Genomic DNA, 25,073 nt, shown 5'->3' on the forward strand with positions numbered 1-25,073 from the left:
GGCTTTTTCAACCACATGCGCCAGCATGCGGCCTGATCCTCCATGGCCATCTTTTCTCTAGCATTCGATCAGTCCGAGGTGAAGATCATGAGTTTCAAAATCGCTATCATCGGTGCGGGCAGCGTCGGTTTCACCAAAAAGCTGTTTACCGACATATTGTGCGTTCCCGAGTTTCGCGACATCGAATTCGCGCTGACCGATATCAGCGAACATAACCTCGAGATGATCAAGGCGATCCTCGACCGTGTCGTGGAGGCGAACGGGCTGCCGACCAGGGTGACGGCGACGACCGATCGGCGCAAGGCGCTGGAAGGCGCGCGTTATGTCATCAGCTGCGTCAGGGTCGGCGGGCTCGAAGCCTATGCCGACGATATCAGAATCCCGCTGAAATACGGCATCGACCAGTGTGTCGGCGATACGATCTGCGCCGGCGGCATCCTTTACGGCCAGCGCAACATCCCGGTCATTCTCGACTTCTGCAAGGATATAAGAGAGGTCGCCGAGCCGGGCGCGAAGTTCCTCAACTACGCCAACCCGATGGCGATGAACACCTGGGCGGCGATCGAATACGGCAAGGTCGACACCGTCGGTCTCTGCCATGGCGTCCAGCACGGCGCCGAACAGATCGCCGAGGTGCTCGGCGCCAAGTCGGTGCGCGAGCTTGATTACATCTGCTCCGGCATCAACCACCAGACCTGGTTCATTGATCTGCGCCTCAACGGCCGCAAGATCGGCAAGGACGAGCTGGTCGCCGCCTTCGAGGCGCATCCCGTCTATTCGCAGCAGGAGAAATTGCGCATCGACGTGCTGAAGCGCTTCGGCGTCTATTCCACCGAAAGTAACGGCCACCTTTCCGAATATCTGCCCTGGTACCGCAAGCGGCCGGAGGAAATCACCCGCTGGATCGACATGTCCGACTGGATCCACGGCGAGACCGGCGGATACCTCCGGCACTCGACGGAAACGCGCAACTGGTTCGAGACGGAATTCCCGCAATTCCTCGAATCGGCGTCGAAGCCGATCGATCCCGCCAAACGCTCGAACGAACATGCCAGCCACATTCTGGAGGGGCTGGAAACGAACCGGGTCTATCGCGGCCATTTCAACGTCAAGAACAACGGTGTGATCACCAATCTGCCGTCCGATGCGATCATTGAATCGCCAGGCTTCGTCGATCGCTTCGGCATCAACATGGTTTCGGGCGTCACCCTGCCGGAAGCCTGTGCGGCCACCTGCATCGCTTCGATCAACGTTCAGCGCATGTCGGTGCATGCGGCGATTTCGGGCGATATCGACCTCTTGAAGCTTGCCGTGCTGCACGATCCGCTTGTTGGCGCCGTCTCCACACCCGAGGAGGTCTGGCAGATGGTCGATGAAATGGTCGTTGCTCAGGCTCGCTGGCTGCCGCAATATGCCGATGCCGTGCCGGCCGCCAAGGAGAGGCTGTCGAAATCGAAGGTGCAGACCCGCGACTGGGCGGGGGCCGCACGCCGCAACGTCCGCTCGATCGAGGAGCTGCGCGCGGAAAAGGCGGCGCTGAAACACGCCGTCTGACTTTTTCGTGGAAGATGGGTTGTCATGGATTTCCGGGAGGGAAATCCATGACACAAGGCCTGCTTCCACGCTGTTCGAGGAGAATGGAGCCGGCTGCCCCCGTGCTCCGAAACAGAGGGAGAAACGATGATGAATTTCCGCAAAGCAGGCATTCTGGCCGGACTGACGCTTGGCGTTTCGGTCTTGGCGCTGCATGCCCATGCGTCCGAACCGACCGCCCCGCCGGTGCCGCCGGACTTTCCGGCCGAAGGCAAGATCAACTATGTCGCGCGCGACTCCATCCTGGAGTTCAAGGCGCTGCCCGAATATCACGAGCCCAATTGGGTAACGAAGAATTTCGTCTCCGGCGGCAAGCTGCCGCCGGTCAAGGACCGTCTGCCGAAGGAGCCGCTGGTCTTCAAGACGGGCAATATGCCCGACGGCATTGGCGTTTACGGCGATACGATGCGCCATGTCATCGGCGGCCGCCCGGAAGGCTGGAACTACGGGGCCGGCCAGACCCAGGGCTGGGGCGGCATCGATATCGGCCTTTCCGAATGCCTGACGCGCACCGCGCCGCTCTTCCAGGTGAAGGCCCAGGATACCGAGCCGCTGCCGAACCTTGCCAAGAGCTGGGACTGGTCGGAGGACGGCCATAAGCTGACCATGCACCTGATCGAGGGCGCCAAGTGGTCCGACGGCGCGCCGTTCAATGCCGACGACATCATGTTCTACTGGGACGACGAAGTAGTCGATCCGAACGTCTCGCCGCTTGGCGGCGGCGCCTCGCCTGAGGCCTTCGGTGTCGGCACGACCCTGAAGAAGATCGACGACTACACCGTCGAATGGACCTTCAAGGAAGCCTTCCCCAAGCAATACCTTTACACGATGTCCTACCCGAACTTCTGCCCGGGTCCGTCGCATATCCTTAAACCTCAGCATCCGAAATATTCGAAGAACACCTACGACCAGTTCAAGAACGCCTTCCCGCCTGAGTTCATGAACATGCCTGTGATGGGCGCCTGGGTGCCGGTGGAATATCGCCCCGACGACATCATCGTGCTCCGCCGCAACCCCTATTACTGGAAGGTCGACGAGAAGGGCAACCAGCTACCCTACCTCAACGAGCTGCACTACAAGCTCTCGACCTGGGCTGATCGCGATGTTCAGGCCGTGGCCGGATCTGCCGATATCTCCAACCTCGAGCAGCCGGAAAACTTCGTCGCTTCGCTGAAGCGCGCCGCAGAAAAGACCGCGCCCGCCCGGCTTGCCTTCGGGCCGCGCCTGATCGGCTATAACCTGCGCATGAACTTCTCCGCCAATGGCTGGGGCAATCCGGACGAGCGCGGCCAGGCGATCCGCGAATTGAACCGCAACGAGGACTTCCGTAAGGCGGTCACCATGGCGCTCGACCGCAAGGCGATCGGCGACTCGCTGGTCAAGGGACCGTTCACGGCCATTTATCCGGGTGGGCTTTCCTCCGGCACCAGCTTCTACGACCGCAACTCCACGGTCTACTATCCCTTTGATCTCAAGGGCGCCAAGGCTGAACTCGCCAAAGCGGGCCTGAAGGATACCGACGGCGACGGCATCGTGAACTTCCCGGCCGGCACGGCCGGCGGCAAGGATGTCGAAATCGTCATGCTCGTCAACAACGACTACACAACCGACAAGAGCCTTGCCGAAGGTGTGGTCGGCCAGATGGAGAAGCTCGGGCTGAAGGTCATCCTCAACGGCCTCGACGGTGCCAAGCGTGACGAAGCCCATTATGGCGGCCGCTTCGATTGGCTGATCCAGCGCAACACGACCGAATTGTCGTCGGTGGTGCAGAATACCGAGCAGCTTGCCCCGGTCGGCCCGCGCACCAGCTGGCACCATCGCGCCGGCAAGGAGGACCAGCTCGATCTGATGCCCTTCGAAAAGGAAATGGTCGATGTCGTCAACAAGTTCACGACCAGCCAGAACAATGACGAGCGCGTCGACCTGATGAAGCAGTATCAGAAGATCTCGACCGAGCACGTCAACACCGTCGGTCTGACGGAATATCCGGGCGCGCTGATCATCAACAAGCGCTTCTCGAACGTCCCGCAGGGCACGCCGATCTTCATGTTCAACTGGGCTGAAGACTCGATCATCCGCGAACGCCTGTGGGTGGCCGCCGACAAGCAGGGCAAATACGAGCTGTTCCCCGAGCAGCTGCCCGGCAAACCCGGCGACAAGGGTCCGATCAACTGATGCATGAAACAAATACGCGTCGCATCTGATGCGACGCGCTGGAGTTCCCTCCCAGCTGAAAATGAGATTCAGGCCGCGCGTGGCGCGCGGCCTGATATGACCAACAAAGCCGGCCGCGCCGACAAGGAGCGACTGGCGGCAAGGTAAGCGAACCGTCCGATGTTACGATTCCTGCTCGTGCGCATAGCCTCCGCGGTCCCTGTTCTTTTCATTCTGAGCGTGGTGACTTTCGCGATCATCCAGGCCCCGCCCGGCGATTATGCCGATTATATAAGATCTCAGCTGATCAATCAGGGCGGCGCATCTTACGCCCAGGCCGAAGCCCAGGCGCAGGCCTACCGTGTCGAACACGGCCTCGATAAGCCGCTGGTCATCCAATACGGCAACTGGATCGGCGGTATCGTCACACGCGGCGATTTCGGCTACAGCATGTTCTACAACAAGCCGGTCGCCGATGTCGTCGGCGAGCGTCTGCCGCGGACCTTGCTGCTGGCGCTCGTCTGCCACATCTTCGCATCCGTGCTCGGCATCGGCTTCGGCATCTGGGCAGCGACGCGGCAATATAGCTGGATCGACAGCACGCTTTCGGCGATTTCTTTCCTCGGCATGACGGTGCCGCGCTTCCTGATGGCGCTGATCATCGTCTATCTCCTGGTCTTCCAGTTCAACGTGTCCGAAATCGGCAGCTTCTTCTCGCCGCAATATGGCGGGGCGCCCTGGTCCTGGGCGAAATTCGTCGACCTCGTCCATCATGTCTGGCCGGTCGTTGCGATCGCCACCTTCGGCGGGCTCGCCTACAATATGCGCGTCATGCGCGGCAATCTGCTCGACACGCTGAATGCGCAATATGTCGAGACGGCCAAGGCCAAGGGGCTTACCGGCGGGGCGGTGGTGATGCGCCATGCGGTGCCGAACGCCCTGCATCCGCTCGTCATGTACCAGGGTGTCGTTCTGCCCTACATGCTGACCGGCGAGATCGAAACGGCGATCATCTTCGCGCTGCCGACCGTCGGTCCGGCGATCGTTGGCTCGATGGCGGTCGGCGACGTCTATGTCACGGCGACCTTCATGATGGTTCTGTCGGCAACGCTGATCGTCGGCAATATCATCGCCGACATGCTGCTCGCTCTGCTTGATCCGCGCGTGCGCCAGTTCGGAGGAGCCTGAGATGCTTGCTTTCGATTCATCCGAGACCCCACCGACAACCGAACCCGCGATCAAGAAGCCCTCGCATGGCAGCGAAAGTTACCTGGCGCTCGTCTGGCGCCGGCTGCGGCGCTCCTGGACCGGCATGGCCGGGCTGGTGCTCGTCGGGCTCTTGCTCCTCATGGCAGTCTTTGCAGATTTTTTCGCGCCAATGGATCCCAAGGCAACCGATGTCGGCTTTGCGCCGCCGCAGGTGATGAGCTTTCACGATAAGGACGGAAATTTCGTCTTCCAGCCACGCGTCTATGCGCTGTCGGATTCCGAGGAGCTCGACCCGGTCACCTTCCAGCCGATCGTGGGCGTCGACTACGACAATCCGCGGCTGCTCGGTTTCTTCGTCAAGGGCGCGGAGTATAAGCTTTTCGGCCTCATTCCGGCCGACCGCCACTTCTTCGGCTCGACCGATGGCCAGCCGGTGCATTTCCTCGGCACCGACAAGTTCGGCCGGGATGTGCTGTCGCGTGCCATCATCGGCTCGCGGATCTCGCTGATGATCGCGCTGACCGTCGTCTTCATCGTCACGCTCATCGGCACGACTGTCGGCATGGTGTCGGGCTATTTCGGCGGCACCTTCGATGTCTGGCTGCAGCGCTTCGTCGAACTGGTCCTTGCCTTCCCGCAACTGCCGCTCTATCTGGCGCTGACTTCGCTGATCCCGGTGACCGCGCCGACCAATGTATTCCTCGCCTTCGTTATCGTCGTGATGTCGGCGCTCGGCTGGGCGCAGATGTCGCGCGAGGTGCGCGGCAAGACCCTGGCGCTTGCCCGGATCGACTATGTCCGGGCGGCAATGGCGGTCGGCGCCACCGACCGGCGCATCATCATCCAGCATATTCTGCCCAACGTATTGAGCCACGTCATCGTCGCGGTGACGCTCGCCATACCGAGCGTCGTACTGTTGGAATCCTTCCTCGGTTTCCTCGGGTTCGCCGTTAAGCCCCCGCTGATTTCCTGGGGGCTGATGCTGCAGGACACGGCGACCTACTCGGTCATCGGTTCCTATCCCTGGATTCTCTCCCCCGTCGGCTTCGTGCTCGTCACCGTCTTCGCCTTCAATGCGCTCGGTGACGGACTGCGCGACGCGGTCGATCCCTATTGAGGTGATTGATATGGCTCTTGCACTGGTCAATTCCTTCGCCCCGCCCGTCCGCCATGACCATGACGGCCGCTCGGAAACGCCGATCATTGATGCGCGCAACGTTGCGGTGAATTTCAAGGTCGAGGGCGGCATGGTTGAAGCCGTCAAGGACGTCTCCTTCCAGCTTTATCGCGGCGAGACGATCGCCATCGTCGGCGAATCCGGCTCCGGCAAATCGGTGACGGCGCGTACGGTGATGGGGCTCCTGTCGAAACGCGCCGTCGTCTCCGACAATTCGACGGTCTCCTATGACGGCAGCAACATCCTGAATTTTTCCGAGCGGGCGCGCCGTAAGCTGCGTGGCGACCGCATCTCGATGATCTTCCAGGAACCGATGAGCTCGCTGAACCCGATCTATACGATCGGCAGCCAGATCGTGGAGGCAATCCGCGTGCACCGCCGGGTGAGCCGGAAAGACGCAGAGAAACGCGCGCTCGAATTGCTCGAACATGTGCAGATCCCCGATCCGGCAGCGCGCCTCAAACAATATCCGCACCAGCTTTCCGGCGGCCAGCGTCAGCGTGTGATGATCGCCATGGCCCTTGCCAACGATCCCGATGTTTTGATCGCCGACGAGCCGACGACGGCGCTTGACGTCACCGTGCAGGCGCAGATCCTCAACCTGATCCGCAACCTGCAGAAAGAGCTGGGGATGGCGGTCATCCTCATCACCCACGATCTGACGGTGGTCCGGCAGTTCTCCGATTACGTCTACGTCATGCAGCATGGCGAGGTGCGCGAGCACAATGTCACCGAGGCGCTGTTTGCCAATCCTCAGCACCCCTATACAAGACATCTGCTCGCCTCCGAGCCGCGTGGGCAGGCCAATCCGCTGCCGGAGGGCTCCGACATCATCCTCGATGCCAAGGGCGTGCGGGTCGGCTTCATGCTGCGCCACGGCACCTTCCTGAAACCGGAGATGCGTGAGCTCGTCGCCGTCGACAGCCTGAGCCTGACGCTGCGCCGCCACGAAACCCTCGGTCTCGTCGGCGAATCCGGCTCCGGCAAGACAACCTTTGGCCAGGCGATCTTGCGGCTGAACACGCCGCAGGCCGGCGAGATCCATTTCGATCGCCAGCCGATCCACGGGCTTTCCAGGGCCGAGATGCGGCCCTTCCGCGCCCGCATGCAGGTGGTGTTCCAGGACCCGTTCTCCTCGCTCAACCCACGCATGACGATCGGCCAGATCATCGAGGAAGGCCTTGTCGTCAACCGGCTCGGCGCCACGAGGGCCGAACGGCAGGACCGGGTGCGCGAGGCACTTGTTGCCGCCGGCATGCCCGGCAATATCCTGTCGCGTTTTCCGCATGAATTTTCCGGCGGTCAGCGCCAGCGCATCGCGATTGCCCGCGCCATCGCGCTGGAGCCGGAATTCATCCTGCTCGACGAGCCGACTTCCGCACTCGACCTGTCCGTCCAGGCGCAGATCATCGAACTCTTACGCAAGCTGCAGGACGAGCGCGGCCTGAGCTATCTCTTCATCTCCCACGACCTCAAGGTCGTCCGGGCCCTCTGCCACCGCGTCATCGTCATGCAGCACGGCAAGATCATGGAAGAGGGGCCCGTCAACGAAGTTCTCACCAATCCCAAGACCGCCTACACCGAACGGCTCGTCAAGGCCGCTTTCGAGGTAGCATGATTATCGAATGCCGGAGGCTATAATGGCAGGAAATCCCAAAATCACCTTCATCGGAGCAGGCTCCACCGTCTTCATGAAGAACATCATCGGCGACGTGCTTCAGCGTCCGGCGCTCTCGGGCGCGACAATTGCGCTGATGGATCTCAATCCGCAGCGGCTGGAAGAAAGCTCGATCGTCGTCAACAAGCTGATCTCGACGCTCGGGGTCAAGGCCAAGGCCGAGACCTATTCCGATCAGCGAAAGGCGCTTTCAGGCGCCGATTTCGTCGTCGTCGCCTTCCAGATCGGCGGCTACGAGCCCTGCACCGTTACCGATTTCGAAGTGCCGAAGAAATACGGGCTGCGCCAGACGATTGCCGACACGCTCGGCGTCGGCGGCATCATGCGGGGCTTGCGCACCGTGCCGCATCTCTGGAAGGTCTGCGAGGACATGCTCGCCGTCTGCCCCGAGGCGATCATGCTGCAATATGTCAACCCGATGGCGATCAACACCTGGGCGATATCGGAGAAATACCCGACGATCCGTCAGGTCGGCCTCTGCCATTCGGTGCAGGGCACGGCGATGGAGCTGGCGCACGACCTCGACATTCCCTACGAGGAAATCCGCTATCGCGCCGCCGGCATCAACCACATGGCCTTCTATCTCAAATTCGAGCATCGCCAGGCCGACGGCTCTTACCGCAACCTCTATCCCGATCTCCTGCGCGCCTATCGCGAGGGCAGGGCGCCGAAGCCCGGCTGGAATCCGCGCTGCCCGAACAAGGTGCGCTACGAGATGCTGACGCGGCTCGGCTATTTCGTCACGGAAAGCTCGGAGCACTTCGCCGAATACACGCCTTATTTCATCAAGGAAGGCCGCGAGGACCTGATCGAGAAATTCGGCATTCCGCTAGATGAATATCCGAAGCGCTGCATCGAGCAGATCGAGCGCTGGAAGGGCCAGGCGGAAGCCTATCGCACGGCCGACAAGATCGAGGTCAAGCCATCGAAGGAATATGCCTCCTCGATCATCAACTCGGTCTGGACCGGCGAACCCTCGGTGATCTACGGCAATGTCCGCAACAATGGCTGCATCACCTCGCTGCCGGAAAATTGCGCCGCTGAAGTGCCCTGCCTCGTCGACGCCTCCGGCATCCAGCCGACCTTCATCGGCGACCTGCCGCCGCAGCTGACAGCGCTGATGCGCACCAACATCAACGTCCAGGAACTGACGGTGCAGGCGCTGATGACGGAAAATCGCGAGCATATCTACCACGCCGCAATGATGGACCCGCACACTGCGGCCGAACTCGACCTCGACCAGATCTGGTCGCTGGTCGACGACCTGCTCGCCGCCCACGGCGACTGGCTGCCCGAATGGGCACGCGGCAACCGAAAAGTCCAGGCCGCCTGATCCCCTCTCCCGGGTGAGGCGTCGAGAAGCCCCGCGGTCGCAACAACCGCGGGGCTTTTACGTAAAAATCCTGTAATGGACGCGAGCGGCCTCCTATGAGTAAGTATTGATCTCGATCGGCAGCTGATTTTTCAAGATTAAGCGTAAAAATTAAGGTCATGATATCGGGACGGCGGTGGGTTCGAATCCGTTCAACTGCCCCAGACGTAAAATGACCAGAGTTTAAGGTTATGCTCCCCTCAAGAACACTCAGCCGTCTTCCCATCAATACCACCATTTCGCCCCAGCACCTCCAGATGCTCGGAGCATACTGTGTTGACCAGCTCAAGCAACAAAGCCGTTTGCTCCGAAAGCCAGTCGAGAGCCTCCGCGCTGATCTCAAAGTACTTTGAATACCGCGCTTTTACATACGCTTCGTTCAGCGTGTTGAACCAAGCACGCTCGCGGTGCTGATCGCGAGGGAAAGCCTCGGCTAAGCGCCGGTCCTGTTCCTCGGCGAGCGAGCGGAGGAATTTGATATTGTGAGAAGGCGGACCGTAATTGGTTAGCGTCAGCAAGACACAAGAATAGGCCTGTTCAATCGTCTGATGCAGCTCGAAGGCTGCGTTCTCTATATAACGGCGCTCAATCGCTAACATTGCCATCTGAAGAAAGCGCGTGGCTGCCCGAAACCTCTGATCAAAATGGCCGCTCGCGACTTTCCAAAGCTCTGCCGAAGAGAGGGCCTTGGGCTCCGAAAGGGGTTCATCATCCAGTTCGTACAGAACGATGCCTTCCTTGCGGATATCGGAAAAGAAGTACTGCCCCTCTTTGAGATAGGTGTTCACCTCGCGCCTGGAATGGACAATGAAGCTCACTGGCGTTTCTATCGATTTGTCGTGGATCAGCCGGTCGGCTGCCTTGTGCCAGTACTCTGCGAATTCACAAAGCTTGCGGTTGTTGACGACGATGAGCAGATCGAAATCCGAGCGATAACCCTTCATCGTGCAGGGCTCATCCACCCAGCCGCCCTTGGCGTAGGAGCCGAACAGGATGATCTTCAGGATCCGGCCGCGCTTCTTGAATTCCGCCGTGCCGTCTTTCAGCGCATCCTCGAATTCCTCATGGAGAATTTCCAGAACGCGGCCAAGCTCGCGTTGCTTGCGGAGCGGCATATGGTTGAGGGACGTTTTCATGATGAAGAAAATGGCCGCGGCAGCTGACAAATGATTTGAAGAACTCAGATCAGGCGATTCTACACGGGTCGTCTCAAACCACAACCGTAAATGGACTGATGATCCGCCTTGCATAGCGGCGGCCGACGGTGCCGATCTCGCGTATCGATGGCCGTCAACATTCGGACGACATGCCCCGATGACCGGCCGCGAAATCTTGGTGATAGTGGGCTTCCTTTAGCGGCGGCCGGTGGCGCGTGCGGGCTCGTGTCGAGGCAAAGGTGAAGGTCGCCGAGGCCAAGACCAATAAGGTCGGCGCGCCCTTGTACCGCCCCCACACCGGCGAATTCCTGTCAGGTGAACGGCATTGAAGATCGGCTGCATGCTCGCCCTCACGATGGTCAGGCGCGGCGGTTCAGCCAGTGCTCCGGCGATGTGCGATGCGAGCGACGTATCAGCCTTGGATTTGCCGCTCTGTGCCTCCTTCACGACCTCACGATAATGGTGCTGCCATCGCGTCCTGCCCGGCTCTTGGTCCTGCCAGGCTCGCGCCACCGGCAACGGCTTTGCCGTCCTTCACTTCGTTGCGGCCCTGCGGGTGCAGGCGGCGCTTGTTGCCTGGCTTTCGACCCGCCGTAGCAGGTCGCGATGGCCGCGACCTCCAAACGGAGGTTCAGATATGAGCACGCAGCAATCCAATCAACGATCCGATATCTACAGCCGCATCACCGCCAAGATCATTGCCGATCTCGAACAGGGCGTACGGCCATGGACCAGACCCTGGACGACGAAAGATGCGACAGCCGAGGTCAGCCGGCCACTGCGCCATAACGGCCAACCATACACCGGCATCAACGTTCTGCTCCTCTGGTCGGAAGCCATCGCCCGCGGCTTTGCGTCATCAACGTGGATGACCTTTCGCCAGGCAAAGGAGCTCGGCGCCGCCGTCCGCAAGGGCGAAACCGGCACAACCGTCGTCTTCGCCAGCTCATTTATTCGCGCCGAGACGACGGAGACAGGCGCGGAGATCGAACGGGATATTCCATTCCTCAAAACCTACACGGTATTCAATACCGATCAGATCACCGGTCTCGATGGGCGGGCCGAGTGCATTGAGCCCGTCCAGGATCCGATGAGCCGCATCGGCAATGCCGGCCGCTTCTTTGCCAACACGGGCGCACTGATACGGCACGGAGGATCGGCCGCCTATTATGCTGCTGCCCGGGACTACATCCAGATGCCACACCTGGATGCCTTCCGCGACGATGCCTCCTATGTCGCCATCTTGAGCCACGAGATGACGCACTGGACCGCGGCACCCCGAAGGCTTGACCGTGATCTCAGCCGGTACGCCAAGGACCGGAGCGAACGAGCCCGCGAAGAACTCATTGCCGAACTCGGCAGCTGCTTTCTTTGCGCCGATCTCGGCATCGTTCCGGAGCTCGAACCACGCCCCGACCACGCAAGCTATCTCGATGGCTGGCTCAAAGTTCTGGGCAACGAAAAGCGGGCTATCTTTTCAGCGGCAGCGCATGCGCAGCGGGCCGTCGATTACCTGCATGACCTGCAGCCGGACCTCAACGAGGAGGAGGCGGCGTAAGCCGTCTTTTCTCAGCCATTCATGTCGGATAACTGCGGCACTCACATCTTGCGCGCTCTTATCCCGCAAAAAGCATCGTACGGCGCATCTGCCCCGCATGATCTAATCGTCGGGCTGAAATCGGCAGCAAGCACTGCGTCCTCGAGCGCCCGTGAATACGGACGCCGTGGGTTGTCCAGAACTAGGCGCTCGGCCGTCTTTCAGCTACCGCAGATATCTCACAATCCTAAGCCAGGGTACTCTTCCGCTGCCCGCTACCTGAGGAAGGATCAGCAGGTCGCAGGATTTCTATCCGGGGGTCGTTTCGCAATGCAACTTGTCGGGGTGGCGTGACGCCGCCCCGTGGATAAAGGACCGTCTTTGGCAAAACCTCGCCGGTTGTTACAGTGGTGGGTCGTTGCTGCTAACTTCCAAGAATTCCCAGAAGGACAAACTACGCCATCCAAGGCGCGACACCCGCCGGGGTCGCCGTTCCCGCTCAGTGGGGCTTGAATCCGATCACCATCGAGTCCGGCCCCACCAACGGCTCGACGCGCGTGGAAACGAATCCGGCGTCGCGCATCCAGGCCTGGCAGTCGGCGCCGGTGTAGTCGAACCCTCCGCGGGTCTCGATCAGCATGTTCAAGCTCATCAGCAGGCCGAAGGCGTTGCTGCGGCGTTCATCGTCGATGACGGCGTCGTAGACGATCAGGGCCCCGCCGTTCGGCAGCGCGGCGAAGGCTTTTTCCAGCAGCATCCTCTTCTCGGCAAGATCCCAGTCGTGGAGGATATGCCCCATCACGATCACATCCGCATTCGGCATCGGACTGTCGAAGAAATTGCCCTGTTGGAAGCCGATGCGGTCGCTAAGGCCTTGCCGGGCGACGAACTCGTCAAATATCGGCTGCACGGCGGGGAGGTCGAAGCCGAGTCCCCGGAGATGCGGATGGGCTCGGGCGATCACCACCGGCACCATTCCTTGCGCCGCGCCCACATCGGCGAAGGTCGTGTATTTCGACCAGTCGAACTTGGCGGCGATCGCCTGCGCCGGACCGGCGCTGATCCCGCTCATCGCCTCGAGGAACCCGCGCAGCCGTGCCGGTTCCGCGTATATCGCAGCAAAGAGGTCCTCGCTGTACTTGGCTTCGTTCTGCGGCTCTCCGGTCTGCAGGGCTTCGGTAAGCGAGCCCCAGAAACCGTATAGCCGGGCATTGGCCATTTCGAGGATGCCGCCGATATAGGATGGCTTCGCCTTGTCGAGGAAGAGTTCCGCATCGATGGCATTGCGATAGCGGCCGTCCTCGCGTTCGAGCAGCTTCAGGGCCACCAGGGCATCGAGGAAGTCGCGGGCCGAACGGGGATGCAGTTTCAGCCTGGCCTGCAGGTCGCTCAGGTCGGCCGGGCCGGCTGCGAGCTCGGTGAAGACGCCGAGCTCGACGGCGCTGAGCATGGCTTTGGAGGCCCAGAACCCCATGCCAAGCTGCATGATGTTGTCCGGCGTCGTCGCGCCCATCGCTCGTCTCCTCGTAGATTGTGTCGTCGAACGGCACCTGGAATTGGTGCGGTAACCGCCGACGGCGCTGCGAAGCCGAGGACGTTCCGTCTCGTCGAGGCACCCTCCGAGTAAAACTAAAGCGTTTTATGATGGGGGGCAATTAATCAAGATTCACTAGCCAAGAGCCCAACGGCTGAGCGGCGATACCGACAGCTGACTTTCACAGCGAAGTCGGATCGCAATGTACGCATTTGGTGCGGTTGCGAACACCTAAACCGCATCAGCCCCGCGCCGAGGGCGAATGCGACGCAGTGCCTATTCCGCAGGGCGACGCCTCACAAAGTTCGTCGCCTTCTGGAGCAATCCGTTGTCTAGATTGTTCCCGGGCGGTTTCCTTTGCGCCACTCTTCGTACTCTGTGCGGGCATCGTCATGCAGCGGATAGTAGCGCTGCAACGACCCGCCCTCCATAAGCTTGGCTCGCGAGAACTCCTCCCAATCGTGATGCTTTTGCGATTCTTCGATTACCTTCGGTGCCATTGCGACTGGAAGCATCACCACCCCATCATCGTCGGCGACGATGATATCTCCGGGGATCACCGTGACACCTCCGCAGGCAATCGGAACGTTGACGGCGTTCGGATAGATGCTGGTCTGCACATGGTAGTTGGGCGTCCAGCCGCGCAGCCACAAAGAGAGATCGAGCTTCTCGACATTGGGGCGATCGCGCATGCACCCATCGATCACGATGCCAGCGCCGCCTCTGCCTTTGCAATAGGTCGACATCATATCGCCGAAGACGCCCGAGCTCATGTCGCCGCGCGCGTCGACCACGACCACATCGCCCTCCTGCACGTGATAGAGCACGTGTCGGTGCAGCTGCGTCTCCGGATCTGCATATTCTCCCTCGGTGAAAAGGTCCGGCCGCTGCGGTAGGAACTGAAGCGTCAGCGCCGGGCCGACGATCGACTTCCCGCGGCTCTGCGATACCGGGCCGACCATATGCGGATTGCGGAAGCCCATATGGCCGAGCGTACCGGCAATGGTCGCGGCGCCGATCTCCTTCAGTGCGTCGATCATGTCTCTGGGAGGTCGCGTAATATCGGGCGTATGCGTCATTTTAGGCTCCGGTGGATGAAACTACCAGTTGGTGACAGAACCGTCGCGGCGCTTCAGGTGCGGCGCTTCCCAGAAACGAAAGCTCTCCGCCTTAATCGCTTCTTCGTTGACCTCGACGCCGAGGCCCGGCAGATCGCTGACCGGATAGTAGGGGCCGTCGAGCCGCGGTTGCACGGGGAAGAAGTCGGAATTGTCGAAGCCGAGCTTCGCTTCGGGCGCCCTGGTCTCGAGCCAGGCGAAATTTGGTACCGCCGAGGCAAGATGGATTGTTGCGGCCGTGCAGACTGGACCAAGGGAATTGTGTGGCATCAGATCCACATAGTGCGCCTCGCTCCAACCAGCGACCTTCATCGCTTCAGTGAGCCCGCCAACGTTACAGACATCAAGCCGGTTGAACTGATGGATGCCGCGCTCGATATAGGGCAGGAACTGCCACTTGCTGGCAAATTCCTCCCCAATGGCAAACGGGATGTCGGTCATAGTGCGCAGAGATTCGTATGCCTCCGGCGTTTCGTCTCGTATCGGCTCCTCGAGGAAATCAAGCACGCCACGGCCGAGCTTGTTGCAGAAGCTCGCCGCCTCTGCCACCGATAGCCGATGATGGTAGTCGATGCCGAGGACGACCTCGTCGCCGAGCGCGTCGCGCGCCCTGTTCAGCATCCGTGCGGTGGCGCCGATCGACTCTCGCGGCTCAAAGATATCGTTGCTGCTTTGCCCGATGGGGAAGAAGCGTATCGCCTGCCACCCCTCTGCGCGCAGTTCGCGGGCTCGTTCGATGGCAACATCGCCCTCGGCCTCGTCGCCTGTCGAGGCGAGGGTCGGAATACGGTCGCGCTGCTTGCCGCCCAGCAGGTCATAGACCGGTACGCCCAGCGCCTTGCCCTTGATGTCGTGCAGGGCAATGTCGATAGCGGAAATCGCCGCCTGCAGAACGCGCCCGCCTTCGAAATATTGGCTGCGATAAAGCTCCTGCCAGATCCGACCGATCTGCATCGGGTGCGACCGATGAGAAACTCGCGATAGTGCTCGATCGCGCCGGCCACGGCCTTCTCCCGACCGCTCAAGCCGCTCTCGCCCCAACCGAAGATGCCACTGTCGGTCACGACCTTGACCAGCATCTGGTTGCGCGTCCCGACCCATACAGGATAGGGCTTGATCGCCGTGATTTTAAGCTTCGTCACCCACGCCCTCGTCTCACATCCGCTTGGTCTCAGTTGGCCTTCAGCGCCATTTCCGTTTCGCCGTCAAACAGATGCATCCGCTCCTGATCGAATTTTAGCCAGATCTGTTCGTCGGGCGTGACCGCAACGGTTGGCGGCACGCTGACATTGACGATGGCGCCGCGCTGCATCGAGCGGATCGAACGCTGGAAGGGTCAGGCCGAGGCGTATCGCAGCGCTGAGATCGAGGTGACGCCGTCCACGCGGCCGCCCCGCAGATTTCGCCCCATTGGCCTGGCACCACCGTCCCAAACCGCCCCTCCACTCTATCGCACCGCCGCGGCCCGGCACCTGATGTTCAAAATTATGGCCGCGAGCCGCCTTTGTGACCAATCAAATGAACAATCTTGACAAGACGCCACCCGCATAGCAAAATGTACAAAATTCTGGACATGACATGGCCTCACGTCCAGTTAAATGAACAAAGCGGTATAATCGTGCCCCGTCAGAGAAGCTACTCCAGAGTCACGCACCAGGCGCTCACCCTGCTCGGCAAGCTGATCCGCGTCGGCCGCGCCGAGCGCGGCCTGACCGCACAGGAACTAGCCAACCGCGCCGGCATCAGCCGCACGACGCTGTCCAGCATCGAAAAAGGCGCGCCGGGCCCGGAGATCGGCATCGTATTCGAAGTCGCCTCAATCGTTGGTGTGCGCCTGTTCGACTATGACGAACGCACTCTCCACCTGCACAACGCCCGCCTTGACGAAAAACTGACCCTGATGCCGAAGAGCGTCCGCCACAGTGTGAAGGAGGTCGATGATGACTTCTAAGGCGGACGCTACCAAATCCTTTGTCTGGATGTGGCTGCCGGGGGCGACGGAACCAGTCGTGGCCGGCCGCCTCGACCAGGATGGCGAGCGCCTGCTCTATACCTACGGCGCCAGCTACCGCCGCCGGAACAACGCTATTTCCATCTATGAGCCGGAACTGCCGCTTCAGGAAGGCGTCATTGCGCCTATCAACGGCCTGCAAATGGCAAGCTGCATTCGCGACGGCTCGCCGGACGCCTGGGGCCGCCGTGTCATCATCAACAGGCTGACGGGTAAGAAACCCGACGCTGCCGGCGTGCCGGAGATCAGCGAGTTGACCTTCCTGCTCCAGTCAGGCTCCGACCGGATTGGCGCCCTCGACTTTCAGGCATCGGCCACGGAGTACGTCCCCCGCCTTACTGCGCAAGCTTCGCTCGACGAACTCCTCGAAGCGGCTGAACTCATCGAAAAAGGCGTCCCTCTTACTTCGGCACTCGACCAGGCCCTTAATCACGGCACCTCGATCGGTGGCGCGCGTCCAAAGGCGCTAATCGACGACGACACGAAGAAGTTCATCGCGAAATTCTCGGCGACCAACGACACCTACAGCGTTGTGAAGGCCGAGTTCATCGCGATGAAGCTGGCGACTGCGTGCGGTCTCAACGCCGCTTCAATATCCATGACCCGTGCCGCGCAAAAGGACGTGCTGCTGATCGAGCGCTTCGACCGCAGCCACACCAAAAACGGCTGGACGCGCCACGCCATGGTCTCGGCCCTGACCATGCTGGGCCTTGATGAGATGATGGCCCGCTACGCCTCCTACGAAGACCTCGCCGAATTGATCCGCCACCGCTTTACAGATCCGAAGGAAACGCTCAAGGAGCTCTACGGGCGGATTTGCTTCAACGTATTGTGCGGGAACACCGACGACCATGCCCGCAACCATGCGGCGTTCTGGGACGGCAAATGGCTGACCCTGACCCCCGCTTATGACATCTGCCCGCAAGGCCGCACAGGCAACGAAGCCACGCAGGCGATGCTGATCAAGGGTGAGAGCCGCGCCAGCACGCTCTCCACCTTGCTCGCTGCCGCGCCCGACTATCACCTGAAAGAGGCGGAAGCCGGCGCGCTTATCGAACACCAGATCACGACCATCGCCGAACGCTGGCAAGAGGTCTGCGACGAGGCCGAACTAAGCCCCGTCGACCGCAAACTGTTCGCCGCGCGTCAGTTTCTCAACAGCTATGCCCTCGAAGGCCTCGGAAACCACAAGGCACTGCAGGACGCATTCCGCACCGCGCGCGAAACCCTGATCTCCAGCGGAGGGGCCTGACGATGGCCGCGGCTCAAAAGAGGCGCATGGCCTGGAGCCTTCCTTCGCTCCCTCGGCCGTGTCATGCACTGCGGAGCAGACCACCTCGGGACTGCCGTGGTGTTGTAGCTGCTGTGTTCGTTCGGAGAACTGTCTGGCTCCTTAAATCCCCGACCCGTCGAGCTGCTGTTCGTCTTCGCCTTCCCAGGGCGAGGGCATCGAGGCGCGATTGGCAGAGGGCATCGGCATCCAGCATTTCAACTCCGGCTCGGCATATTCGATGATGTGCCCGGGCGAAGAATCCGAGGCGCGCCAGCCTTCTCCGCCGAACTGATCGCCATGCGACCAGTAGGCGAGGTCGACTTCCGCCGGCCCCTGTTCGGATGCTCGGATCGTCACCAGGATGCGGCTGCCGTCTCTCGGTGCGCTCGCCATCTGGCGCCAGCGGTCTTGCTCGTCCATCATGTTCCTCCTGCCTTGCTGCTGCTCAACTGTCGCCTCGCCGCCGAAAGCGGTCAACCCAAACTTTGCGAGCGCAGGGGGGTGCGGGCTTGCCCGCCGTCGCAATATTCATTGCCGGATCGTTTTTTCTGGCTTCGCCGGCCAACAATTCTCACCTGCTTGCCAAAAAACCACAATTGCCTCACTTAGTTCATACATCCACCCTCGGCCTTAAGAATTGGATCAAGACTGAATGCGCATAGCCTATGTTTTTCTCGGTGCATTTCTTGCACTCGCCCCGTCCGCCTATGCCGAGGTCGCAGCGCCACCCGTCTTGAAGCCGCTGACGCGGCAGGCCCAGGCGGCTGAATTGAGCGCGCAATTTCTGTCGCGATACAGCTACAAGCCGGTTCCGCTCGACGATGCTCTCTCGGCGAGGGTGATGGATCAGTTCATCAAGTCGCTTGATCCCGACCGCATGCTCTTCCTGCAGGCCGACATCGACAAGTTCATGGCTGACCGCAACGAGATAGACGACGCCATCGAGCGGCAGGACCTGAAGATCCCCTTTGCCATCTTCAACGCCTATGAACGGCGCGTCGTCGACCGCATGACCTATGCGCGTAGCCTGCTCAAGCAGGGCTTCGACTTCAGCGGCAAGGAAGATTATGCGGTGCTGCGCGACAAGGCGCCCTGGCCGCAGTCGGAAGCCGAAAGCAATGACCTCTGGCGCAAGCGCGTCAAGAACGACTGGCTGCGGCTGAAGCTCGGCGGCAAGGACGATGCGGCCATTCGCGAGACGCTCGACAAACGCTATGAGAACACGCTCGAGCGCGCTTACAAGTTCAAGAGCGACGACGTCTTCCAGTCCTTCATGGACGCCTATTCGAATTCGATCGACCCGCACACGGATTATTTCGGTGCGACTGCTTCGGCCGATTTCAACGTCTCGATGAAGCTGTCGCTGTTCGGCATCGGCGCGGTTCTGCAGGAGCGGGACGATTATACGACGATCCGCGAACTCGTGCCTGGCGGGCCGGCGCAGCTCTCCGGCAAGCTCGCCGTCGGCGACCGCATCACTGGCGTCGGCCAGGGCAAGGACGGGCCGATCAAGGAAGTGGTGGGCACTCGTCTCGATGAGGTCGTGCAGATGATCCGCGGCAAGAAAGGCTCGGTGGTGCGGCTCGACATCCTGCCGGCCGATGCCGGCGCCGACGGCGTGCATCGCGTCGTCAGCCTGGTGCGCGACAAGATCAGCCTCGACAAGCAGGCCGCCAGGAAGACCGTGCTGTCGGTGAAGGCGGGCGAGACCACCCGCAAGATCGGCATCATCACCCTGCCGGTCTTTTATGAGGATTTTGAAGCCAAGAACAAGGGCGACAACGATTACAAGAGCGCCAGCCGCGATGTCGCCAAGCTTCTCGGCGAACTGAGCGAGGAAAAGGTCGACGGCGTTCTCATCGATCTTCGCAACAATGGCGGCGGTTCGCTTGATGAGGCGATCGATCTCACCGGCCTCTTCATCGGCAAGGGCCCGGTCGTTCAGCAGCGCGCCGGCAACGGCAAGATCGAGGTCAAGAGCGCCGACCTAAAAACGCCTGCCTGGACGGGCCCATTGGGCGTTCTGATCAACCGCGGCTCGGCTTCGGCTTCGGAGATTTTTGCCGCGGCAATCCAGGATTACGGCCGCGGCGTGATCATCGGCGAGCCCAGTTTCGGCAAGGGCACGGTTCAGACGGTCGTCGATCTCGACCAGGTGGTCCACAACAGCAAACCCGAATTCGGCGAGCTGAAGGTGACGATCGCCCAGTTTTTCCGGATCAACGGCGGCACGACGCAGCTGCGCGGCGTTACCCCCGATATCAGCCTGCCGGGACTGTCGGATCTGGCGAACTTCGGCGAGACCAGTTATGACAATGCCCTGCCATGGGCGGAGATCAAGCCGGCGAAATATGCGCCGGAAGGTGATGTTACGGCATTGCTGCCGGCTTTGCAGAGCCGCCATGATGCGCGGGTCAAGGGCGATCAGGATTTCCAGCGTCTGCTGCAGGACATCGCCGATCTGAAGGCGCAGCGCGACAAGGGCGTCGTTTCCCTGAACGAAGCCGAACGCCGCAAGGAAGCGGCCGCCCGGGAAGCACGGTTCAAGGCGCGCGCCGAAGCCGGCGATGGCGACGATCTTGCCGGCGACGACGGCCTGCAGGCGGATGAGCGCAGCCTGAGCGCCGATATCGCCATGGAAAATGCCCGCAAGAAGGCGAAGGACGTCCTGCTCGACGAGGCCGCCGCCATTGTCGGGGACGAGGCGGATTTGCAGGGCGGCGCTGTAGAGGCAGCCACTAAGCCGTCGGGAAAGGCGGAGCAGAAATAGGCGGCGCCGATAAACTGCACTATGTCGTTTGGAATGCGCTAACCGGTGATGATGCGAGATGTCCGTTTAACGACAGTTCGAATCTGCTCGACTGCAAGTCATTCTAAGGGGGCTGGAACTGGAAGCGGAAGTTTTATCAACTCCATCGATCTGCCAATCCCGGCCGCGCGGTGGTATCGTTTGCTTCATACTGTTTTCTCTTCCAGTATTCTGACGGGCCGGTCCCACTGGATGAGGACGACGCAGCCGGTTTCGCTCCAGACCGAGTGCTCGGTGCCGGGCCCGTTGACAATGTAGCTGCCGCGGCCGTAATCGCCCGCTTCATCCGATTGCACGCCGTCGAGCACGAGAATTGTTTCGAGCCCCTCATGCCGGTGGCGGGGAACGCCGGCGCCGGCTTCATATTTCAGCAGCGCTACTCCTGGCTGATCACCCTCAAAGGGTCGGATCCAGTGGATCGTCACCTGATCGCGGAAGGGGCCGAACTCGAGATCCTTCCAGCCACCTGAGGTCAGCAATTCGCGGGTTGTTTCAGGCATGGGCGATGCTTTCCAATATGGCGTCGACATGAGCCGTCCAGCCGACGATTGCACCCTGGGCGCGGATCATGGCGATGGCTGCGGCCTTGAACTCCGGAAAATAGCTTTCCGTGGCCTCCTCGGCGAGCAGGCATTCATAGCCGCGGTCGTTGGCCTCACGCATGGTGGTCTGCACGCAGACTTCGGTAGTCACGCCTGCGAAAACCAGCTGTTTGATACCTTTCTGCTGCAGCACTTCGCCGAGCTCGGTCGCATAGAAGGCGCCCTTGCCCGGTTTTTCGATGACGACCTCGCCTTTGACCGGAGCAAGCTCCGGCAGAATTGCTGTGCCGGGCTCGCCGGAGATGAGGATGCGGCCCATGGGGCCTTCGTCGCCGATCCTGAGTGTCGGATTGCCGCGGTCGCGTTTCGCCGGCGGCAGATCCGAAAGATCGGGCCGATGGCATTCCATCGTGTGAATGACCGGCAGCCCCGCATAACGAAAGCCCTGAACGAGTCGTTTGACATCGGGCACGATCCTGGTGATGCGGCTGACATCATTGCCGAGGCTGGCGCCGAAGCCGCCGGGCTCGGCGAAATCACGCTGCATGTCGATGACGATCAGGGCGAGCTGGTCGTGCTTCACCGGAAAGGCGAAGGGTTCTGCCTTGATCTCCGCCATCAGTGATGCCCCGCCATATGGGCGCCGATCACGCCGATGTCGGCTGAGCGGGCCGGCGTTTCGTAGACCAGCCTACCTTCGGAAATCACCATGATGCGATCGGACATCTCCAGCAGCTCGTCGAGGTCCTCGGAGAGCAGCAAAACGGCAGCGCCAGCATTGCGCGCTTTCATGATGCGGGCGCGGATTTCGGCGACGGCCGAGAAATCTAGGCCGAAGCTCGGGTTCGAGACGATGAGCAGATCCACCTTGCCGGTGAGTTCGCGGGCAAGCACGGCGCGCTGCACATTGCCGCCGGAAAGTGCAGCGATCGGTGATGAGGAGGAAGCCGTCTTCACCTTGAAATCGGAAATCAGCGCCGCGGCGCGCTTCCTCATCTTGCCCTTGTTCAGCCAGATCGCGTCCTTGCCGTCTGCTTTGAGGTCAAACGTTCGAAAGGCGAGATTTTCGCTGACCGTCATGCGCGGCGCACAGGCATTCTGCAGCGGCTCCTCGGGAATAAAACGGACATTGTTCTTGCGCGTCTCGGGCCGTGTCGCGCGGTAGGCGTCGCCGTTGACGATAACGCGGCCGGTCTCCGTCGGGCGCTGGCCGGCGAGGATTTCGGTCAATTCCTTCTGGCCATTTCCTGATATCCCGGCGATGCCGACGATCTCGCCGGCGTGAACCATGAGCTCGTCGATTTGGATGGTCTTGAGACCCGAGCGGTCAGGCGCCTTGACCTGCTCGACCTTGAGGACCGGCTTGACGCTCTGCGGGGTGGGAACGCGGCTGTCGAGCTCGGCGAGCTTGACGTCGCCGATCATCATCGTCGCCATCTCGGCCGTGGAGACTTCCCCAACTTTTCCAGAGCCGACAAGCTTGCCGCGTCGCAGAATCGATACGGCATTGGCAAACTTCGTCACCTCATGGAACTTGTGGGAGATCATCAGCACGGTCAGTTCGCCGCGCTCCGTCATCCCGCGCACGAGGCCGAGCATCTCGTCGGCTTCTGCGGGCGTCAGCACCGAGGTCGGCTCGTCGAGGACCAGAAAGGAGCGGCCGAGATAGAGCTGCTTGACGATCTCGAGCTTCTGTTTCTCGCCGGCGGCCAGTTCGCTCACCGGGCGGTCCAGCGAAATCTGGAAGGGCATGCGCTCCATGAAGGCGGCGAGATCCTTCCGCTCCTTCGCCCAGTTGATGATGGCAGGGACTTCAGCGCGGCTGATGACGAGGTTTTCGGCACCCGTCAGCGACGGGACCAGCGTGAAGTGTTGATAGACCATGCCGAGGCCATAGGTCGCCGCGTCCTTGGGAGAGGAGATCGCCACTTCGCGACCATCGATGGAGAGAGAACCTGCCGTGGCGTGATAAAAGCCCATGATGCATTTGACGAGCGTCGACTTGCCGGCGCCGTTCTCGCCGAGCAGGGCGTGGAAACTGCCGGACGGCACCTTGATCGAGACATGGTCAAGCGCGGTGAAGCTGCCGAAGCGCATCGTCATGTCGATCGTGTCGATGCCGACGGCCTTGCCGGGTTGCGGGAGCGGGGTGTCGCGGATCGTGCTCATGGCAGCTGGCTCACGAGCGTTGCGGAATTGGAAACCGAGCCGAAGACGCCGCCCTGCATTTTCACCATCTTGATCGCGGCGAGATGGTTGCCGTAGTCGGTCGCGCCGCAGCAGTCTTCCAGCAGCAGGCATTCGAAGCCGCGATCATTGGCCTCGCGCATGGTGGTGGACACGCAGACATCCGTCGTGATGCCTGTGAGGATGATGTTTTCAATACGCTTCCGGTTGAGGATCAGTTCCAGATCGGTGGCGCAGAAGGAGCCCTTGCCGGGCTTGTCGATGATCGCCTCGCCTTCGATCGGATAGAGTTCCGGGATGATGTCCCAGCCCGGCTCGCCGCGTGTGAGGATGCGCCCGCACGGGCCTGGATCGCCTATGCCTGCGCCGATCCGCTGTGAACGCCAGCGCTTGTTGGCCGGCAGGTCGGCGAGATCAGGCCGATGACCCTCGCGGGTGTGGATGATGTGATAGCCCTTCGCGCGCATGGCGGCCAACACCTTCTTGATGGGCTCGATAGGCGCCTGGACCAGGGACAGGTCGTATCCCATGTGGTCGACATAGCCGCCCTTGCCGCAGAAATCCGTCTGCATGTCGATGATGATGAGAGCGGTATTGTCCGCACGCAGGGCGCCGTTATAAGGCCAGGCATAGGGATCGGCGTCGATATAATGTCCTTTGGTTTCGACCATGGCGTCCATCGCTTTTCTCCTATTCACCCGCGAGTTTGAACGTTTCGCCATAGCGGCGCGTCGGCTTGTCGAAGCCGCAGGAAGTACCGTCCGTGACCTTCACCTGATCCTCCCAGGGGAGGTGGTATTTGCCGACGATGAGATCGTGCATGTAGGTATAGGGTGCATCATCAGCCCCGCCGGCGACGGCGACATAGCCGCGATGACCGAATTGGTAGATGTTGTTTTCCACACTCCAGCCGAGCCGCGCCTCGCGCACAAGATCCGGTCGCACTTCGGCCGTGATGATCTCATTGACGCGGCCGGACGTGCCGTGAGCGATGATCGAGCCGTCGAAATTGCAGATCATGCCTTCGCCCATCGAGTCGAACGTGCCGTCGGAGCCGCACATGCAGACGCTCGCTGTAACCATGAGATTGCAGAAGGCGTTCGACTGGTTGGTGAAGCGCCACGCTTCGCGGATCGGCGCTGTATAGCCGGCCGTGCGGATCATGATTTCCGCACCCTTATAGGCGCATTCCCGCGCCATCTCCGGGAACATGCCGTCATGGCAGATAATGAGCGCGAGCTTGGCTCCCTTCGGGCCGTCGATGACGGGAATACCGACATTGCCTGGCTCCCATGGTTCGACCGGCACCCAGGGATGCATCTTGCGGTAATAGAGCTTGAGGTCGCCCTTATCGTCGATGATTAAACCGGAATTATAGGGCGCGCCCTCCGGGTTCAACTCCATGATCGAGAAGCAGCCCCAGATGGTGTTGTCCCTGCAGGCTTTCTTGAAGGCAGAGACCTCCGGCCCATCGAGCGTGCACATGATCTCCGGATTGATATCCATCGACAGGCCGTGCAGCGCATATTCCGGAAAGACGACCAGATCCATGCCGGGCTGGTTGCGCCGCGCCTTGCCGACGAGATCGACGATCGCCTGTGTCTGGCGGGCAAGGTCTTGCCTCGTGGCCGTGACGGGAAGCTGCAGTTGGACGAGGCCAATTCCGACGCCGTGTTCCGATTTGTTCAAACCGCCGAGGCCGTTCATGGTTTGGCTCCTTTC

At 61.0% G+C, this 25,073-nt stretch carries 19 protein-coding genes and 2 pseudogenes; 10 read left to right on the forward strand and 11 right to left on the reverse strand.

From position 1 onward, the window contains the following. The first annotated feature begins 87 nt into the window (after positions 1 to 87). The 6 genes from NXC14_RS26215 (at position 88) to NXC14_RS26240 (ending at position 9,144) form a co-directional block, all read left to right on the forward strand. Positions 88 to 1,554, forward strand: a complete 1,467-nt coding sequence (locus tag NXC14_RS26215) for an alpha-glucosidase/alpha-galactosidase (RefSeq protein ID WP_085781269.1) — start codon at positions 88 to 90, stop codon at positions 1,552 to 1,554. Between the two features lie 126 nt (positions 1,555 to 1,680). Beyond that, complete coding sequence (locus NXC14_RS26220; RefSeq protein ID WP_085780940.1) at positions 1,681 to 3,768, forward strand: ABC transporter substrate-binding protein; 2,088 nt, start codon at positions 1,681 to 1,683, stop codon at positions 3,766 to 3,768. A 159-nt stretch (positions 3,769 to 3,927) separates the two neighbouring features. Further along, a complete protein-coding gene (locus NXC14_RS26225; protein WP_085780941.1) occupies positions 3,928 to 4,935 on the forward strand; it encodes an ABC transporter permease in 1,008 nt (335 codons plus the stop codon). A gap of 1 nt (position 4,936) precedes the next feature. After that, the gene (locus NXC14_RS26230) at positions 4,937 to 6,073 is read left to right on the forward strand and encodes an ABC transporter permease (protein WP_085780942.1); all 1,137 of its coding nucleotides are present in this window, start codon (positions 4,937 to 4,939) and stop codon (positions 6,071 to 6,073) included. 10 nt (positions 6,074 to 6,083) lie between these two features. Next, positions 6,084 to 7,751 (forward strand): ABC transporter ATP-binding protein, encoded by a 1,668-nt coding sequence (locus NXC14_RS26235; RefSeq protein ID WP_085780943.1) that lies wholly within the window; start codon positions 6,084 to 6,086, stop codon positions 7,749 to 7,751. A gap of 22 nt (positions 7,752 to 7,773) precedes the next feature. Next, on the forward strand, positions 7,774 to 9,144 hold the full coding sequence (locus tag NXC14_RS26240; protein ID WP_085780944.1) for an alpha-glucosidase/alpha-galactosidase: 1,371 nt from the start codon (positions 7,774 to 7,776) through the stop codon (positions 9,142 to 9,144). Positions 9,145 to 9,383: 239 nt separating this feature from the next. Here the strand turns inward: NXC14_RS26240 and NXC14_RS26245 are convergent, their stop codons facing one another. After that, positions 9,384 to 10,319: a nucleotidyltransferase and HEPN domain-containing protein gene (locus NXC14_RS26245; protein WP_085781271.1), complete on the reverse strand. Its 936-nt coding sequence runs from the start codon at positions 10,317 to 10,319 to the stop codon at positions 9,384 to 9,386. A 658-nt stretch (positions 10,320 to 10,977) separates the two neighbouring features. On the opposite strand from NXC14_RS26245, the gene NXC14_RS26250 reads away from it, so the two are divergent. Continuing rightward, positions 10,978 to 11,898 (forward strand): zincin-like metallopeptidase domain-containing protein, encoded by a 921-nt coding sequence (locus NXC14_RS26250; protein WP_085780945.1) that lies wholly within the window; start codon positions 10,978 to 10,980, stop codon positions 11,896 to 11,898. Positions 11,899 to 12,376: 478 nt separating this feature from the next. Here NXC14_RS26250 and NXC14_RS26255 read toward each other — a convergent pair whose 3' ends face one another. The 4 genes and pseudogenes from NXC14_RS26255 to NXC14_RS32725 all read right to left on the reverse strand — a co-directional run. Continuing rightward, on the reverse strand, positions 12,377 to 13,390 hold the full coding sequence (locus NXC14_RS26255; RefSeq protein WP_085780946.1) for a methyltransferase: 1,014 nt from the start codon (positions 13,388 to 13,390) through the stop codon (positions 12,377 to 12,379). A 353-nt stretch (positions 13,391 to 13,743) separates the two neighbouring features. Next, complete coding sequence (locus NXC14_RS26260; RefSeq protein ID WP_085780947.1) at positions 13,744 to 14,490, reverse strand: ribonuclease activity regulator RraA; 747 nt, start codon at positions 14,488 to 14,490, stop codon at positions 13,744 to 13,746. Between the two features lie 21 nt (positions 14,491 to 14,511). Beyond that, positions 14,512 to 15,608, reverse strand: a pseudogene (locus NXC14_RS26265) (mandelate racemase/muconate lactonizing enzyme family protein). Positions 15,609 to 15,700: 92 nt separating this feature from the next. Beyond that, positions 15,701 to 15,853: pseudogene (locus tag NXC14_RS32725) on the reverse strand (sugar ABC transporter ATP-binding protein); the annotation flags it as partial. A gap of 342 nt (positions 15,854 to 16,195) precedes the next feature. Here NXC14_RS32725 and NXC14_RS26270 point away from each other — a divergent pair. Both NXC14_RS26270 and NXC14_RS26275 read left to right on the forward strand, forming a co-directional pair. Continuing rightward, on the forward strand, positions 16,196 to 16,480 hold the full coding sequence (locus NXC14_RS26270) for a helix-turn-helix domain-containing protein (protein ID WP_085781272.1): 285 nt from the start codon (positions 16,196 to 16,198) through the stop codon (positions 16,478 to 16,480). Continuing rightward, complete coding sequence (locus tag NXC14_RS26275; RefSeq protein ID WP_085780948.1) at positions 16,470 to 17,792, forward strand: type II toxin-antitoxin system HipA family toxin; 1,323 nt, start codon at positions 16,470 to 16,472, stop codon at positions 17,790 to 17,792. The genes NXC14_RS26270 and NXC14_RS26275 overlap by 11 nt, the downstream gene beginning before the upstream one ends. Positions 17,793 to 17,933: 141 nt before the next feature. Here the strand turns inward: NXC14_RS26275 and NXC14_RS26280 are convergent, their stop codons facing one another. After that, positions 17,934 to 18,233 (reverse strand): hypothetical protein, encoded by a 300-nt coding sequence (locus tag NXC14_RS26280; protein WP_085780949.1) that lies wholly within the window; start codon positions 18,231 to 18,233, stop codon positions 17,934 to 17,936. Between the two features lie 232 nt (positions 18,234 to 18,465). Between NXC14_RS26280 and NXC14_RS26285 the strand changes: the two genes are divergently transcribed. Next, entirely contained in the window at positions 18,466 to 20,583 is a 2,118-nt protein-coding gene (locus NXC14_RS26285) for a carboxy terminal-processing peptidase (protein WP_085780950.1), read from the forward strand. Between the two features lie 185 nt (positions 20,584 to 20,768). On the opposite strand, the gene NXC14_RS26290 is transcribed toward NXC14_RS26285, so the two are convergent. From NXC14_RS26290 to NXC14_RS26310, 5 genes are read right to left on the reverse strand one after another with little or no spacing between them, the layout of a single operon-like run. Further along, complete coding sequence (locus NXC14_RS26290; RefSeq protein ID WP_085780951.1) at positions 20,769 to 21,122, reverse strand: cupin domain-containing protein; 354 nt, start codon at positions 21,120 to 21,122, stop codon at positions 20,769 to 20,771. Next, positions 21,115 to 21,783 (reverse strand): cysteine hydrolase, encoded by a 669-nt coding sequence (locus NXC14_RS26295; RefSeq protein ID WP_085780952.1) that lies wholly within the window; start codon positions 21,781 to 21,783, stop codon positions 21,115 to 21,117. The genes NXC14_RS26290 and NXC14_RS26295 overlap by 8 nt, the downstream gene beginning before the upstream one ends. Next, positions 21,783 to 23,333: an ABC transporter ATP-binding protein gene (locus NXC14_RS26300; RefSeq protein ID WP_085780953.1), complete on the reverse strand. Its 1,551-nt coding sequence runs from the start codon at positions 23,331 to 23,333 to the stop codon at positions 21,783 to 21,785. The genes NXC14_RS26295 and NXC14_RS26300 overlap by 1 nt, the downstream gene beginning before the upstream one ends. Beyond that, positions 23,330 to 24,031, reverse strand: coding sequence for an isochorismatase family cysteine hydrolase (locus NXC14_RS26305; protein ID WP_085780954.1), 702 nt, complete (start codon positions 24,029 to 24,031; stop codon positions 23,330 to 23,332). The genes NXC14_RS26300 and NXC14_RS26305 overlap by 4 nt, the downstream gene beginning before the upstream one ends. Positions 24,032 to 24,041: 10 nt before the next feature. Further along, on the reverse strand, positions 24,042 to 25,058 hold the full coding sequence (locus tag NXC14_RS26310; RefSeq protein WP_085780955.1) for a formamidase: 1,017 nt from the start codon (positions 25,056 to 25,058) through the stop codon (positions 24,042 to 24,044). Positions 25,059 to 25,073 lie beyond the last annotated feature (15 nt).

The sequence above is a fragment of the Rhizobium sp. NXC14 genome, from assembly GCF_002117485.1.
GTDB lineage: Bacteria > Pseudomonadota > Alphaproteobacteria > Rhizobiales > Rhizobiaceae > Rhizobium.